General features: G+C 36.7%; 15 protein-coding genes and 1 pseudogene. 13 read left to right on the plus strand and 3 right to left on the minus strand.

Going from position 1 to position 13,862, the window contains the following annotated elements; genetic code table 11:
- The first annotated feature begins 74 nt into the window (after positions 1 to 74).
- A complete protein-coding gene (locus tag BkAM31D_RS09875; RefSeq protein WP_066151587.1) occupies positions 75 to 794 on the plus strand; it encodes a FadR/GntR family transcriptional regulator in 720 nt (239 codons plus the stop codon).
- A gap of 54 nt (positions 795 to 848) precedes the next feature.
- Here the strand turns inward: BkAM31D_RS09875 and BkAM31D_RS09880 are convergent, their stop codons facing one another.
- Entirely contained in the window at positions 849 to 1,097 is a 249-nt protein-coding gene (locus tag BkAM31D_RS09880; RefSeq protein ID WP_066151585.1) for a ferredoxin, read from the minus strand.
- A 277-nt stretch (positions 1,098 to 1,374) separates the two neighbouring features.
- Between BkAM31D_RS09880 and BkAM31D_RS09885 the strand changes: the two genes are divergently transcribed.
- From BkAM31D_RS09885 to BkAM31D_RS09905, 5 genes are read left to right on the plus strand one after another with little or no spacing between them, the layout of a single operon-like run.
- The gene (locus tag BkAM31D_RS09885; protein WP_066151582.1) at positions 1,375 to 2,433 is read left to right on the plus strand and encodes a YpbB family protein; all 1,059 of its coding nucleotides are present in this window, start codon (positions 1,375 to 1,377) and stop codon (positions 2,431 to 2,433) included.
- On the plus strand, positions 2,423 to 3,952 hold the full coding sequence (locus BkAM31D_RS09890; RefSeq protein ID WP_066151579.1) for a RecQ family ATP-dependent DNA helicase: 1,530 nt from the start codon (positions 2,423 to 2,425) through the stop codon (positions 3,950 to 3,952). The genes BkAM31D_RS09885 and BkAM31D_RS09890 overlap by 11 nt, the downstream gene beginning before the upstream one ends.
- Complete coding sequence (locus BkAM31D_RS09895; protein WP_066151577.1) at positions 3,936 to 4,535, plus strand: CPBP family intramembrane glutamic endopeptidase; 600 nt, start codon at positions 3,936 to 3,938, stop codon at positions 4,533 to 4,535. The genes BkAM31D_RS09890 and BkAM31D_RS09895 overlap by 17 nt, the downstream gene beginning before the upstream one ends.
- Positions 4,532 to 4,735 carry a hypothetical protein gene (locus BkAM31D_RS09900; protein WP_066151575.1) on the plus strand — a complete coding sequence of 68 codons (204 nt, stop codon included), beginning with the start codon at positions 4,532 to 4,534 and terminating at the stop codon, positions 4,733 to 4,735. Before BkAM31D_RS09895 ends, BkAM31D_RS09900 begins: the two co-directional genes overlap by 4 nt.
- Positions 4,736 to 4,791: 56 nt before the next feature.
- Positions 4,792 to 5,250 (plus strand): DUF2663 family protein, encoded by a 459-nt coding sequence (locus tag BkAM31D_RS09905; protein WP_066151572.1) that lies wholly within the window; start codon positions 4,792 to 4,794, stop codon positions 5,248 to 5,250.
- A gap of 60 nt (positions 5,251 to 5,310) precedes the next feature.
- Here the strand turns inward: BkAM31D_RS09905 and BkAM31D_RS09910 are convergent, their stop codons facing one another.
- Positions 5,311 to 5,562 carry a hypothetical protein gene (locus BkAM31D_RS09910; protein WP_066151569.1) on the minus strand — a complete coding sequence of 84 codons (252 nt, stop codon included), beginning with the start codon at positions 5,560 to 5,562 and terminating at the stop codon, positions 5,311 to 5,313.
- A gap of 485 nt (positions 5,563 to 6,047) precedes the next feature.
- Here BkAM31D_RS09910 and BkAM31D_RS09915 point away from each other — a divergent pair.
- The 7 genes and pseudogenes from BkAM31D_RS09915 (at position 6,048) to BkAM31D_RS09945 (ending at position 12,727) form a co-directional block, all read left to right on the plus strand.
- A pseudogene (locus BkAM31D_RS09915) lies at positions 6,048 to 7,255 on the plus strand (M20 family metallopeptidase).
- Positions 7,256 to 7,376: 121 nt separating this feature from the next.
- Positions 7,377 to 7,766: a hypothetical protein gene (locus BkAM31D_RS09920; RefSeq protein WP_066151564.1), complete on the plus strand. Its 390-nt coding sequence runs from the start codon at positions 7,377 to 7,379 to the stop codon at positions 7,764 to 7,766.
- Positions 7,767 to 7,793: 27 nt separating this feature from the next.
- Complete coding sequence (locus BkAM31D_RS09925) at positions 7,794 to 8,543, plus strand: metallophosphoesterase (RefSeq protein WP_066151561.1); 750 nt, start codon at positions 7,794 to 7,796, stop codon at positions 8,541 to 8,543.
- A 99-nt stretch (positions 8,544 to 8,642) separates the two neighbouring features.
- Complete coding sequence (locus BkAM31D_RS09930) at positions 8,643 to 9,539, plus strand: MerR family transcriptional regulator (RefSeq protein ID WP_066151559.1); 897 nt, start codon at positions 8,643 to 8,645, stop codon at positions 9,537 to 9,539.
- Between the two features lie 119 nt (positions 9,540 to 9,658).
- On the plus strand, positions 9,659 to 10,258 hold the full coding sequence (locus BkAM31D_RS09935) for a genetic competence negative regulator (RefSeq protein ID WP_066151557.1): 600 nt from the start codon (positions 9,659 to 9,661) through the stop codon (positions 10,256 to 10,258).
- 157 nt (positions 10,259 to 10,415) lie between these two features.
- Entirely contained in the window at positions 10,416 to 11,678 is a 1,263-nt protein-coding gene (locus BkAM31D_RS09940; RefSeq protein ID WP_066151555.1) for a Glu/Leu/Phe/Val family dehydrogenase, read from the plus strand.
- 71 nt (positions 11,679 to 11,749) lie between these two features.
- Complete coding sequence (locus BkAM31D_RS09945; RefSeq protein WP_066151553.1) at positions 11,750 to 12,727, plus strand: YpdA family putative bacillithiol disulfide reductase; 978 nt, start codon at positions 11,750 to 11,752, stop codon at positions 12,725 to 12,727.
- Between the two features lie 75 nt (positions 12,728 to 12,802).
- Here the strand turns inward: BkAM31D_RS09945 and BkAM31D_RS09950 are convergent, their stop codons facing one another.
- Complete coding sequence (locus BkAM31D_RS09950; protein ID WP_066151551.1) at positions 12,803 to 13,771, minus strand: asparaginase; 969 nt, start codon at positions 13,769 to 13,771, stop codon at positions 12,803 to 12,805.
- Positions 13,772 to 13,862: the final 91 nt, after the last annotated feature.

Consider the following 13,862-nt stretch of genomic DNA (forward strand, 5'->3'; position numbering starts at 1 on the left):
GCCAAACCTCGTGAACAGAGTTACAATTTTATTGTAAAAGACGGTAGATAGGTAGATTTACGGGGGTAATTACGATGGCTATAGAACATGTGCGACCAAAAAAGATATACGAAATTGTCGCAGAGCGTATAACTGAAATGATTAAAAACGGAGAAGTTTCGCCAGGTGAGCGATTAGCATCTGTACAACAACTTGCTGAAGACTTTAATGTAGGAAGATCAGCTATTAGAGAAGCATTAAGTGCTCTAAAGGCAGTTGGGCTAGTTGAAATTAAGCAAGGAGAAGGGACCTTTGTTAAAAAGATTAACCACGATATAGCAGCAAACGTCATTCCTTCTGTAGCCTTTATGAAGCAAGAGGATGTTAGACAGTTATTTGAAATAAGAAAGATTGTTGAAACAGGTGCTGCCTCATTGGCTGCTTTGAATCACACTGAAGAAGATTTACAGCAAATTGAAAACATTATTGACGAAATGAAGCGGGCAGTAGGAGACGGTGAGTTGGGTGAGAAGGCCGATGTTGACTTTCATATGGCAATCGTCCGTTCTACGAAAAATGAAATGCTTTTAAAGTTACTAGAGACGGTTTCAGATACGATGCAAGTGGCGATGAGAGAAGCTCGAAAGCTCTTTCTTTATACAGAAAGTGATCAAATGCAAAAATTGTATAAGGACCATCTGGAAATTTTTGAAGCAATTAAAAGCAAAGATTCAAAAAAGGCCTACGATGCCATGATGAAACACATTGTTGATGTAGAAAAGTCTGTTTTCCAAACTAAAGGGGTTTCAAAATAAAAAAGAGAGTAGCCTCCATTTGGCTACTCTCCAATTTTTTAAAAAGCGCTGATTCTATTCAAATTTTAAAGCATCGCCATCAAAAGACTCATCTGCTACTTTAATTGAGTCCGTTGGGCAGCCTTCTTGAGCATCAATCATGTCTTCTTCAAGCTCTTCAGGAATAGCAGCCGTTCCTTGGTTGTCATCAAGAATTACAAATGCGATACCTTCATCATCGTAATCATAAATATCAGGTGCTGCTGCGCCGCATGCACCACATGCAATGCATGTGTCTTTATCTACAATTGTGTACTTTGCCATTGGATTAAACCCTCCATTAATTTTCTCCTCGTTGTCATGGACAACTTTTTATCCAGAAATGTATTTTTCTACTGACTTATTGTAAAACGGATTGCCAAACTTTTCAACCAATTGATTTTAAGAAGCGGTATAAAAAGACAAGAATTGATAACGTTAGGCAAATAGTTGAAGCAAGAGTCCTTAGCTTATTTATTTCCTTGTTGTTATTTTTCAGACACTTTCTTCTCTGGAATTTGTTACAATAATAGTATGACGAGTGGCTTGTAAGGGTGATTAAATGAAAATGAGACTAAACATTATTGTAACCATTTTACATGCTTTTAATGGCGAACGTTCCATTTATGGAGCTTTCCATTTATTAAAGGGGAAAAGGTCAGCTCAAACGATTCAAGACGGAGCATTCTTCGGTTTAATGTCCTACTTTGGTTTATATCCAACATTATCTAGACAGCAATTAGAAGATGATGTAAAGCAATTAATTAAGACAGGAATTGTAGAAGTCGTGGAATCAGAACGTGTTAACGTAACAACCAAAGGAAAAGATCAATTAGACCAATTTCATAAGAAATATGCTTTTTTAACGGACCTACAAGGCTGGCGATATCATTCGTACTCTGAAGAAGTCTGGTTAAGACTATGTTTATTTATTCAAACATTACTAAATATTTCATCTAAAAATAGTAAATTTTTTCCTATAACACATCGGGTGCCCATTCAACTTTGGGTTAAAAGGAATCTTCCGCATCCAAATGAACGAAATCAAACGATTCAGTCTTTGTATGAAGAACTTTCAATATTCTTGTCAAACTGTTCAGAGGCACAGGCAATGATCTTCACTCACCAATTAAGTGGTTATAAAAAAGTTGGATTAATTCATAGCCAAATAGCTGAAAGTATGATGCTTAGTGAAGAAGAAGTTGAGCTTTGTCATAAAGCAAGCGTTCACCGTCTCATCACCGAAGTGACAGAAAATCCTCTTCAATTCAAACAGTTAGCAAGATTTATTCAAGATCAACAACAATCAGTTATTCTTACGGAATCAGCTAAACATACCTACTCCTTGCTTAAAAAAGGCATGTCTGCTGAAGCTATTTGTGAAAAAAGAAAGTTAAAAAAGAGTACAATTGAAGATCACATTGTTGAAATAGCCATTCAAGATCAACAATTTTCTATTAGAGAGTTTGTCCCTACCGAAACAGAACAAGCGATTCTGCAATTATCATCTCAAATGCAGACAACGAGGTTGCGTGAACTAAAGGAACATTTAGCTATTGAAGTTTCTTACTTCATGATTCGATTAGTATTAGCAAGAAAGAAGGGGAACTATGGAGCTTGAAAAGGCATTGTTGCATTATTTTGGCTATGAAAGCTTTCGAGAAGGTCAAAAGGAGATTATAACTTCACTTATGGATGGAGTAGATGTTATCGCAATGTTGCCAACGGGTACAGGAAAGTCAATCTGCTACCAACTACCGGCAATTTTGTCTGAAGGGGTTACAATTATCGTTTCGCCACTCTTATCGTTAATGGAAGACCAAGTGCAACAATTACGAAGTGAGGGTATAAAAGATGTTGTTGCAATTAACAGTTTCATGAATCGAGAAGACCGTGAAATCGTTTTACAGCAATTACATACCTATAAAATGATTTATCTTTCACCAGAAATGTTGCAATCTCCATTTGTGTTGTCAAAAATAAAAAAATTAAAAATTACTTATTTTGTAGTTGATGAAGCTCATTGTATCTCACAATGGGGGCATGATTTTAGACCAGATTACTTACGGTTAGACGCTGTACTACATACATTAGGTAGGCCTACCTGTTTAGCGATAACGGCAACAGCAACCACTGAGGTTCAACAAGATATTAGTAAACAGCTAGCACTAAGAAATCCGAACTACTATATCTATTCCGTTGATCGTCCTACAATTTCCTATCAAGTGGAAAAATGTCAAAATGCACAAGAGAAAATTGAGAGGATTAAGGATTTGGTTCAAAACTTGCAAGGGCCGGGAATGATTTATTTTTCTAGTCGAATGTGGGCTGAAAATATTTCCAATTTGCTTAAACAAGCAGGTGTAAAACGTGTTGCTTATTATCATGGTGGATTATCAACAGAAGATCGACTTTTGTTGCAACAACAATTTATGAGTGGTCAAATTGAACTAATCTGTTGTACTAGTGCTTTTGGAATGGGAATTAATAAAAAAGACATTCGGTATGTCATCCATTTTCATTATCCGATTGACCTTGAGTCTTATGTGCAAGAAATAGGACGAGCTGCAAGAGATGGAAACTCAGCTGCAGCAATTTTGTTATATTGTGAAGAAGATCAAGGTTTAGTGAATATGCTTTTGGAACGAGAGCTCTTAACAGATGAGCAACTGTATCAATTGTTAGCGCACTTACAAAAACATTCAGAGCTTGAGGATAACAAAGAGCAAGAGTTGGTTCAGTTTATGCAAATAAATGAAGTCTCATGGCGGACGATACGGTACCAGCTTGAGACTAGAGGTGTGTTAAAGAAACATCGAGTGTATCCTTTTTCAATGGACTCGCTGTTTGAAAGTATCCGACAAGAAGAACAGGAAAGAATGCAGAACAAACAAAAGAATCTTGCTAGTTTTTTGAGATGGATACGTACGAAAACGTGTCGACGTGAAAAGCTTTTATTATATTTCAACGAACAGTTAGAGAAACATCCAAGTAATTGCTGTGATAATTGTGGAGCCAATCTAACAAACTTTAAGCGTGCTGTTGGACGAGAAGATTCTCCCGTTTTGATACCGTGGAGGGAAGCATTAAGCGATTTATTTCGACAAAATGAAATGAGGAATAATGAGAAAACAACGTGAAATAGTAGCAGAATTAACCGACCGTCAATTAGTATTAAATGTTTATTTATCACAATTCATTATGTTGTTATTAGCTATCATTTTAAGTTTTTTTGTTTTCGATCATTGGATCGATTTTCTAGAATTATTTCAAGGTAATCTTCTAACGGTTGTCTTTCTTAGTGGTGCTATTGCGACTGTGATTGTAATGGTTGACCTGTTAATGGAAAGAGTTTTTCCGAAAGAGTGGCTAGATGATGGCGGGATTAATGAAAGAGTGTTTCGTGGTTTAACGATTCCTAAATTGTTCCTGCTGTGTGCAGTTGTAGCTATAGCAGAGGAGCTGTTATTTCGGGCAGTTATCCAAAGTACTTTTGGACTAATCATTGCCAGTTCAGTATTTGCGCTTATTCACATTCGCTATTTAGACAAGCCTGTTTTGTTTATAAATGTTTGTCTGGCAAGTTTTTTGCTTGGAGGGTTATTTTATTGGACTGGATCCATTACCGTTACGATTTTTACTCATTTTTTAATTGATGTTATTCTTGGGTTAATTATTCGCAATCGATACTTAAAGCAAGTTAAAAGGAGTGTAGTCAAATGACCATGCATGCAAAAGATGATAAGGAAAGAAGTGAACATGACGTTACATCCCAATCATTGCCTCCTAGAAGCCGAATGCATAGAAGAAAGATACAAAAAAAGAAAAAACAATCCTTATCTTTTCCGTTAATTCGTTTATTGTTGGTTTTATTTCTTGCACTCATTGTTGCTGCTGTTACTTCACCATATTGGTTACCGTAACTCACTTCTAAATTATATATAACCCACATATAGTTTGATGTGAGGGGGTGAAAGGAGTGAAGCCTTTTAAAGATTGGAACATAAGTTCATATTATGGTCCAGAAGCAGTAAAGTTTATGTTAGAGGAGCTCGTTAGCCGAAAGAACAAACTAGAAAAAATGGAACATGCAAAATTGTGGTGGTCGATGTTTGCATTATTTTGTGCAGCAGTCTTTTTCTTATTTGGTTATAGAGTAGTTAATACTCATGGAACCGATTATTCGGCCAATTTTCTGAGTGCATTATTAGGACATCCTGTGCTGCTTATTCTAATGCTACTTCTATCAATCTCTTTTATTCAATTAAATCATTTCGTCAAAAAAGCAAATAAGGCAGAAAAAGAATTTGATGAATTAAGAGAAGAATTCATCGCACGGAGCACTGAATTGTGGGAGATGGATGCGACTTGGGAAGCTCGGGACAAAGTATTCTCATTTATGAAGCAAGAACACGATATTAACTTATACCATAAATAAAAAGAGAATGATCAAATAAGGCCTTGATTCATTCTCTTTTTCCTGTAATTATGGCTCATGTTATTCTTGAAAATGGGCATCATTTAAGAATGAAAGCGATACATACGGCTTTCCAAAAAATAGAAAGGTTGAACGGCAATATTCGTCACCGCGAATTTGAATATATTTGTCATTAAAATCTCGAATAGCTCCAAAAGCTATCGTCTTCCCTTTCTTGAAACAGAAGACTTCAACTGGAAGCCCTAATCGATGATTATAATCGAGATCTTCATTGGTCACGAGCGATTTATCGATTAATTTAGTTAAAATCAAGCAGATCACTCCCTGTTGTATTTTGTAAGCGCTACCTTTTTGCTAATAATCTAAGTATATCCTTAATTTACTAAATTTTCAATCAAATTGTTCGCTTTTCTAACAACTGAATTCCCTCGATAAAATTCTTTAAATTGTCACATTGTTTTTTACGTTCCATTTCCATACTATGCTACTATTTTTATAGTGCAAATGTGAAATAGTAAAGACGTGAGATGAAGAAGGAGTGATTAGTATGACAGCGGTTCAATTAGTCGCGGTATTAAGCATTGGATTTATCGCTATGGCTTCAGCTATTGCGATGGCCATTTACATGCTTAAGGTGGCAGAACATACAGAATAATCTAACATAGTCATGAAGCTTCTTAAAAGGTGCACATCGAAATGATGTGCACCTTTTTCGTTTTTAATTAACAGAAGATTTTGGTTTGATTCTTTTCTTTTTATATTTTGAAGAGTACAATAGTAGGATAGGAGGGGTTTTCGTGCTTGATTCATTGTTCTTAAGATTAGAAGAATTGTATCCAGAAATGGTTGAAATTAGACGAGAATTACATTCGGAACCGGAATTGTCTTTTCAGGAAGTTAAGACACCAAAGTTTATTGGTGATTACTTAGAAAGATTAGGAATAGAAGTAAAACGTAATGTCGGTGGTCGCGGTGTTATAGGTGTTATAAAAGGAGCGAAGCCTGGAAAAACAGTAGCGCTTCGGGCAGATTTTGACGCGTTACCGATTGAAGAAGAAACAGGTTTACCTTTTGCTTCGAAGCATAAAGGCATCATGCATGCATGTGGCCATGATGGCCATACGGCTATATTACTTGTATTAGCTAAGGCATTAGCTGAACATAGGGATCAATTGAGGGGGACAATTGTCCTGATCCATCAATTTGCAGAAGAATTAGCTCCTGGAGGGGCAATTGAAATGATTAAAGATGGTTGTCTAGATGAGGTAGATGTAGTATTTGGAACTCATTTATGGTCAACGATGCCATTAGGAAAAATTGGTTATCGTAACGGACCAATTATGGCCAATGCAGATCGCTTTGATCTTGTCATTCATGGTCGTGGGGGCATGGAGCGAGTCCACATGAAACGGTTGATTCAATTGCTGTTGCGTCAAGTGTAGTTGCTCAACTACAGCAAATTGTTAGCCGGAATGTAAATCCTCTTAAAGCTGCTGTTGTAACTGTAGGTTCGTTCCACTCTGGGTCAGCCTTTAACGTTATAGCTGATCAAGCTGAGTTGACTGGAACAGTGAGAACATTTGATTCAGAAGTACAAGAGCTTATTATAGAACGAATAGAGCAGGTTACAAAAGGAATTTGTGATTCAATGGGTGCTACATATACACTTGATTATAAGAAAGGGTATCCTGCTGTTATCAATGATGAGGAAATAACGAACCATTTTGTTAAGTCGGTTGAATCAGTCGATGATGTGTCACTATTTGAAATGGAACCTGTAATGGGTGGAGAAGATTTTGCTTACTACTTACAAAAAGTTCCTGGTACGTTTTTCTTCACAGGAGCTGGGAATAAAGAGAAGCAAATTGTGTATCCGCATCACCATCCTAAATTCGATTTTGATGAGAAGGCAATGCTTTATGCGGCAAAATGCTTAGCGAAAGCGGCTATCGCTTATGGAGAAAGAATGGAAGTGAATGGGAATAGGGAAGTGCAATCGATTTAAAGAGTCAAAAACCAATAGGTGTCTTAAAAGATGAGATTGATCTTTTAAGATGCCTTATTTTTTGTGAAAAGTGGACTTGGTTGATAGCAGATGCATATAGTGGGTAAGGGAGGGAATAAATTTGAGATATTGGATCTATAAAAGAACCTTATTATTATTGGCAGCATTCGGAGGGGTAAGTGCTTCTGCAAGTTTATTACCGGATTCTCCGATTTGGTCTTTTTCATCATTTTTAGGTGAAGTGTTGTTTTCTCCTTTTAAATTACTACTAGCTGTATTATTATTTGTACTTGGCTTTCTATCTTACTCTATTTTTGTCAGAGACGTAGTGAAAATAGGTACAAGCAAATGGGTTACTTATTCTTTAGGCTTTCCGAAGTTAATCTTTATCATTATTTCTTTCATTTCCATCCTGTATTTAATTTTTAAAATTGGAACAATTGCTTTCATAGCGTTAGTGCTAGCCCTTTGGTATGGTATTATGGATGTTGGCTTAAAAAAACTTAACTGACTTGTCTTTTTTGGGAGGAGAATTATTATGACGTTTTTCATTGGAGGTATGTTCGTATTTCTCCTTCTGTTACATATGTTTATAGAAGCAAAAAGAAACCGAATTGACTACTTAGCATTAAAATATGAGACGTTACCTGAAGAATTTCATGGTTATCGCCTTTTTTTTATTAGTGATGTTCATAAGAGGATAATCTCAAAAAAAATATATCAAGAATTAATCAATCAGGTAGATATCATTATTATTGGTGGCGATCTTTGTGAGAAAAATGTACCTTTAGAACGTATTGAAGAGAATGTAAAGCAACTTTCTGCCATTGCTCCATGTTACTTTGTTTGGGGGAATAACGATCATGAAGTGGGGAAAGAGAATGTAAAGAACATTCTTATGAAATATCATGTTAAAGACCTAGAGAATAAAGAATGTGTAATAAAAAAACAACAAGATCAAATAACTTTACTAGGGCTTGATGATACGGGATTTGAAAAGTTACCTGAATTAATTCTCCCATTATCTCAGTCTTTTTCAGTGTTAATTTGTCATTATCCTGATGTGACAGAGCTTCTCCCTTCGAATCATCCTTTTTCATTGATATTGACTGGACATACTCACGGTGGCCAAATTAGGTTTTTTGGGTTTGGGATAGCAAGAAGAGGGGGACTTTTTAACGAAGGCAACTATAACCTTCTAATAAGTAATGGTTATGGAACTACAGCACTCCCTTTTCGATTAGGTGCACCTGCTCAAACACATATTATTACGCTTCTCAAAAAGTGATAATTTACTTGTACATTATTTACACAAGTTGTTTATTTCGCTATACTGACAAAAAGAAACGATCGGTATATGTTTTGTGATTGTATGGGAGGAAAGAATATGGCTTCAAAAGAAGGGAAATATAACATCAAGGCAATCTCAAAAATGCTCGGTATACAGGCTGGAACATTAAGAGCTTGGGAACGGCGTTATCAAATTATCGAACCCGTTCGCAATAAAGCAGGTCATCGTCTGTATTCGGATGAGCATGTTGCGATCTTACGATGGTTGATTGATAAGGTTAACAAAGGTTTTACAATTGGACAAGCAGTTGATTTAATGGAGAAAGGTTCTATTGCAGTTGAGTCGAATAATTTTCAAGGTGGAGATTATTCTGTTCAACTCTCAGATGAGATCCTTAAAGCACTGCTTTCATTTCAAGAGAATAAGGCGAATCAACTATTAAACGAAGCTTTTTCACTTTTTAGTGTCGATAAAGTTACAATAGATATCCTTGGAGCTTTAATGGTTAAGGTCGGACATATGTGGGAGAGTAATCAAATTACAGTCGCACATGAACATTTTGTTACCTCTTTCTTAAGAACCAAAATAGGTACCATTTTTCATAATATACCTATTAACGGTATGATGCCAAAAGTCGTTGCCGTTTGTGCTCCGAACGAAACACATGAATTAGGATTATTAATCTTCACTCTATTTCTAAGAAGAAAAGGATTTGAGGTTATCTATTTAGGAGCCGGTATTCCAAAAGAAGACTTAGAAGTCGTGATTAAAGAAGTAGAAGCAGATATTTTTGTGACTTCATGTACATTAGAGCCAAATTTATCTGAAGCACTTTCTTTAATTTCACATTTGAATCAAGTATTTCCGAAATTGAAAATTGGAGCTGGAGGCTTTGCTTTTGATCATCTCATCGAAGGACGAACTGATTATCAAAACATTTTAGTAGGAAAGACCAAACAAGATTGGGAACAATGGTTAAAAAACGTTGTTTAATTTGAAAATCTAGACTTGTGTATCGAACCTTCTTTTCAGTCTTTTCATATTGTATAGTAAACGGTTTATGACGGACCCAGAGATTGAGTAATGGATGTTCGTAATAAGGAGGGTTTCAAATGCGTCTTGAACGTTTGAATACAGATAAATTCAAAGCTTTCTTAACCTATGATGACATGCATGAAAGAGGGTTAACGAAAGAAGACTTATGGCAAGACTTGCCTAAAGTTCATGATTTATTTAGAGACATGATTTTAGAAGCTGATGATGAACTTGGATTTAAAGTTGATGGACCTATTGCTGTAGAGGTTTATGCAATGCCAGCTCAAGGCATGGTAATCATTGTTTCAAAGAGCAATTCTGATGATGAATTTGATGAGGAAGGCTTTGAAGAGGGCTATATTGAAATGCAAGTAACGCTTGATGAAACTGAAGATATATTTTACGTACTCCAAGATATAGAAGATGTCATCGCTCTAGCATCTAGACTTTATCCTTTTGGGATAAAGGGGGGCACTCTATATTCGTTTAAAGATAAATATTTCATCAAATTTGAAGAATATGATGTCGATGTAGTAGATGAAGAAGCTTTTGTCGCATTATTGTCGGAATTCGGATGTCCTTCAACAGTTTCTCCATATATGGTAGAAGAATACGGAAAAAAAATTATGGATAACAATGCAATTGCCTCGCTTTACCGTTATTTTATGGAAAATTAAAGGACTGATGTTAGATAGTCAGTTCTTTTTCTTTTTAAATGTAGAGTGCTTATTTAAGAAAACTTGAATTCTTGAATTAATAGTGGAAAAATCGTAGGCGTTTCTTTATAGTAGTATTGATAATAGCTTTAATTACCATTATTGAGGTGAAAAGGGAATGGCAGAAAAAGAACAGCAGGCCGAACAATTAGATGTGCTTGCATCGACACAAAGTGTCATCAAAATAGCATTGGACAAGCTTGGGTATCCTGAGGAAATGTATGAACTGATGAAAGAGCCTATTCGTATGCTCACAGTTAGAATACCTGTTCGTATGGATGATGGTTCAACGAGAATCTTCACTGGGTACCGAGCTCAACATAACGATGCTGTTGGTCCAACAAAAGGAGGAGTGCGCTTTCATCCGAATGTATCTGAAAAAGAAGTGAAAGCTCTATCGATCTGGATGAGTTTAAAAGCTGGGATTGTAGACCTTCCGTATGGCGGGGGAAAAGGTGGAATTATTTGTGATCCTCGTGAAATGTCTTTCAGAGAGCTTGAACGGGTAAGTCGTGGTTACGTACGTGCCATTAGTCAGATTGTTGGTCCAACTAAAGATATTCCTGCTCCTGATGTATTTACAAACTCTCAAATCATGGCTTGGATGCTGGATGAATATAGTCGAATACGTGAATTCGACTCTCCGGGATTTATTACTGGAAAGCCGTTAGTTTTAGGAGGCTCTCATGGAAGAGAATCGGCAACGGCTAAAGGTGTAACTATGTGCATAAGAGAAGCTGCTAAAAAGAAGGGGATAGACATTGATGGAGCTCGTGTCGTCATCCAAGGATTTGGGAATGCTGGTAGCTTTTTAGCGAAATTTATGCACGATGCTGGTGCGAAGGTGATCGGTATCTCAGATGCTTACGGTGCTCTTCATGACCCAGAAGGCTTGGATATAGATTACTTACTTGATCGTCGAGATAGCTTTGGAACTGTTACTAAGTTGTTCCGAGATACAATCTCCAATCAAGAGTTACTAGAATTAGATTGTGATATTTTAGTTCCGGCAGCAATTGAAAATCAAATTACTGAAAAAAATGCACACGATATTAAAGCGTCGATCGTTGTTGAAGCTGCAAATGGTCCAACAACTATGGAGGCTACTCGAATCTTGAATGAACGCGATGTGTTGCTTGTACCAGATGTATTAGCTAGTGCGGGTGGCGTAACGGTTTCTTACTTTGAATGGGTACAAAATAACCAAGGTTATTATTGGACGGAAGAAGAAGTTGAAGGTAAATTAGAAGCAGTCATGGTAGATGCTTTTGAAAATATTTATAAACTGGCGAAAACAAGAAGAGTAGACATGAGGCTTGCCGCTTATATGATTGGGGTAAGAAAGATGGCAGAAGCATCAAGATTTCGTGGTTGGGTATAGTTTGTTATAATATGAAGGACCCTTGCGTCATTATGATGTAGGGGTCTATGACGTTTAAAAGGGGTGAGAGCATGGAAAAAAAAGAGGTAATCATTGTTGGCGGTGGACCATGTGGTCTTGCTGCGGCTATAGCTTGTATGAATAAGGGGCTAGAGCCATTAGTCATTGAAAAAGATAATATTGTTAGTGCCATTCATCGGTACCCAACTCATCAAACTTTTTTTAGTACGAGTGAGAAGCTTGAAATTGGTGATGTGCCCTTTGTGATAGAGGATCGAAAACCAAGAAGAAACCAGGCGCTAGTTTATTATCGTGAAGTTGTCAAACGCAAAAATATACCTGTCAAGACGTATGAAAGAGTAATGAAAGTGGAAAAGTTAGAGAATGGAAGCTTTTACATAGAGACAACGAAACAAACATACCTAACTAACTATGTGATTATTGCAACAGGTTACTATGATTCTCCTAATATGCTGGATGTACCTGGTGAGAAGAATGATCACGTCCTTCACTATTTTAAGGAAGCGCACCCATACTTTGATCTTGATGTAGTTGTTATCGGTGGAAAGAATTCCGCTATTGATGCAGCTCTTGAGTTAGAGAAGGCTGGGGCACGTGTGACCAATTTATATCGAGGTAACGAATATTCTCAAAGTATTAAACCTTGGATTTTACCTGAATTTGAATCACTCGTCCGTCATGGGAACATAAAAATGGAATTCAATGCACATGTGAAAGAAATAACGACAAGTGAAGTTATTTTTAGTCAGAATGGTAAAGAGCATAGAGTGGCAGCTGATTTTGTTTTTGCGATGACCGGATATCATCCAGATCATTCCTTTTTACGTAAAATGGGAGTAGATGTCGATCGTGAAACGGGGCGACCAATGTTTAATCCAAACTCAATGGAAACGAATGTTGATGGTTTATTTATAGCTGGTGTGATTGCAGCAGGAAACAACGCAAATGAAATCTTTATTGAGAATGGTCGCTTTCATGGAGATCAAATAGCAGAGGCGATAGCTGAAAAAAAAACAAATAAGTGTTAATAAAACTTGTCTCATTCGTAATTAAGAGGCGTCAAAATGGTTGAGTGCATTGCAAACCTTTATGACGCCCCTTTTTTATTTGTAAAATATTTCTTGTAGTGTATATTTATCAGTCGTTTGTTCTAGAACGACCATTAATTTTAAACGCGCTTTTTGTCCATTTAAGCCATTTGTAAAAATGACTCCGCGTTCTTTAAGTATTCTACCACCGCCCTCATAGGCGTATGTATCTTGAACGACTCCACTAAAGCAACGTGAAACGAGTACTACAGGGATCTTACGTTCAATCAACTTTGTTAAAGCTTCCATAACTTGAGGCGGTACATTACCTTGTCCGAATGCTTCGATTATTAAACCGTCAATGTCTGTATTGGCTACAGCTTCAATGATGGTGTCATCCATTCCCGCGTAGGTTTTCAATAGTGCTACTTTTTTACTCAGTTTTTTAACTGGATAGCATTCACGGACCGAAGGAGTGTGGTGAAAAAAGACTCCGCGTTTTGTAACGATACCAATTGGACCATATTGAGGACTTTGGAAAGTAGCGATATTACTAGAATGAGTTTTCGTTACGTTCTTTGCTGTGTGTATTTCATCGTTTAATACAACCAATACTCCTTTCCCACAAGCTGAATCACTTGAAGCGACACGCACTGCTGAAATTAGGTTGTGTGGTCCATCAGCGCCTAGTTCATTGCTAGAGCGCATCGCACCAGTCACAACAACAGGTAGGTCCCAATCAAGTAAGAGATCTAATAAATAAGCAGTCTCTTCAAGAGTGTCAGTCCCGTGTGTAACAACGATGCCATCTAATTGATCAGAACTTGCTCTTTCCTTTAACCGTTCAGCTAAGTCAATCATTAATGATGGTGTCATATGTGGTGATGGTATATTTAAATAGTCATCGACAATGACTGATGCTAAGGTTGATAGCGATTCAATCGTGGAATATAATGGATTTATCAAATTTGGTTGGACAGCACCTTGCTCATTTTCTTGCATGGCAATTGTGCCGCCTGTATGTAAGATAAGAATTTTTTTCATATCGGCACCTCTACTTTAGTTTGTCTTAAATCCTTATACATATTAACATAATTTTCGAGAGAAATTATAGTAAATTTATGCAAGAGGAAAG

The sequence above is a fragment of the Halalkalibacter krulwichiae genome (genome assembly GCF_002109385.1).
Lineage (GTDB): Bacteria > Bacillota > Bacilli > Bacillales > Bacillaceae_D > Halalkalibacter > Halalkalibacter krulwichiae.

Coding starts and splice junctions, on each gene's coding strand:
- BkAM31D_RS09945 (WP_066151553.1), top strand. CDS start 11,750: ATGGAAAAAAAAGAGGTAATCATTGTTGGCGGTGGACCATGTGGTCTT.
- BkAM31D_RS09895 (WP_066151577.1), top strand. CDS start 3,936: ATGAGAAAACAACGTGAAATAGTAGCAGAATTAACCGACCGTCAATTA.
- BkAM31D_RS09900 (WP_066151575.1), top strand. CDS start 4,532: ATGACCATGCATGCAAAAGATGATAAGGAAAGAAGTGAACATGACGTT.
- BkAM31D_RS09950 (WP_066151551.1), bottom strand. CDS start 13,771: ATGAAAAAAATTCTTATCTTACATACAGGCGGCACAATTGCCATGCAA.
- BkAM31D_RS09935 (WP_066151557.1), top strand. CDS start 9,659: ATGCGTCTTGAACGTTTGAATACAGATAAATTCAAAGCTTTCTTAACC.
- BkAM31D_RS09890 (WP_066151579.1), top strand. CDS start 2,423: ATGGAGCTTGAAAAGGCATTGTTGCATTATTTTGGCTATGAAAGCTTT.
- BkAM31D_RS09875 (WP_066151587.1), top strand. CDS start 75: ATGGCTATAGAACATGTGCGACCAAAAAAGATATACGAAATTGTCGCA.
- BkAM31D_RS09885 (WP_066151582.1), top strand. CDS start 1,375: ATGAAAATGAGACTAAACATTATTGTAACCATTTTACATGCTTTTAAT.
- BkAM31D_RS09940 (WP_066151555.1), top strand. CDS start 10,416: ATGGCAGAAAAAGAACAGCAGGCCGAACAATTAGATGTGCTTGCATCG.
- BkAM31D_RS09930 (WP_066151559.1), top strand. CDS start 8,643: ATGGCTTCAAAAGAAGGGAAATATAACATCAAGGCAATCTCAAAAATG.
- BkAM31D_RS09925 (WP_066151561.1), top strand. CDS start 7,794: ATGACGTTTTTCATTGGAGGTATGTTCGTATTTCTCCTTCTGTTACAT.
- BkAM31D_RS09880 (WP_066151585.1), bottom strand. CDS start 1,097: ATGGCAAAGTACACAATTGTAGATAAAGACACATGCATTGCATGTGGT.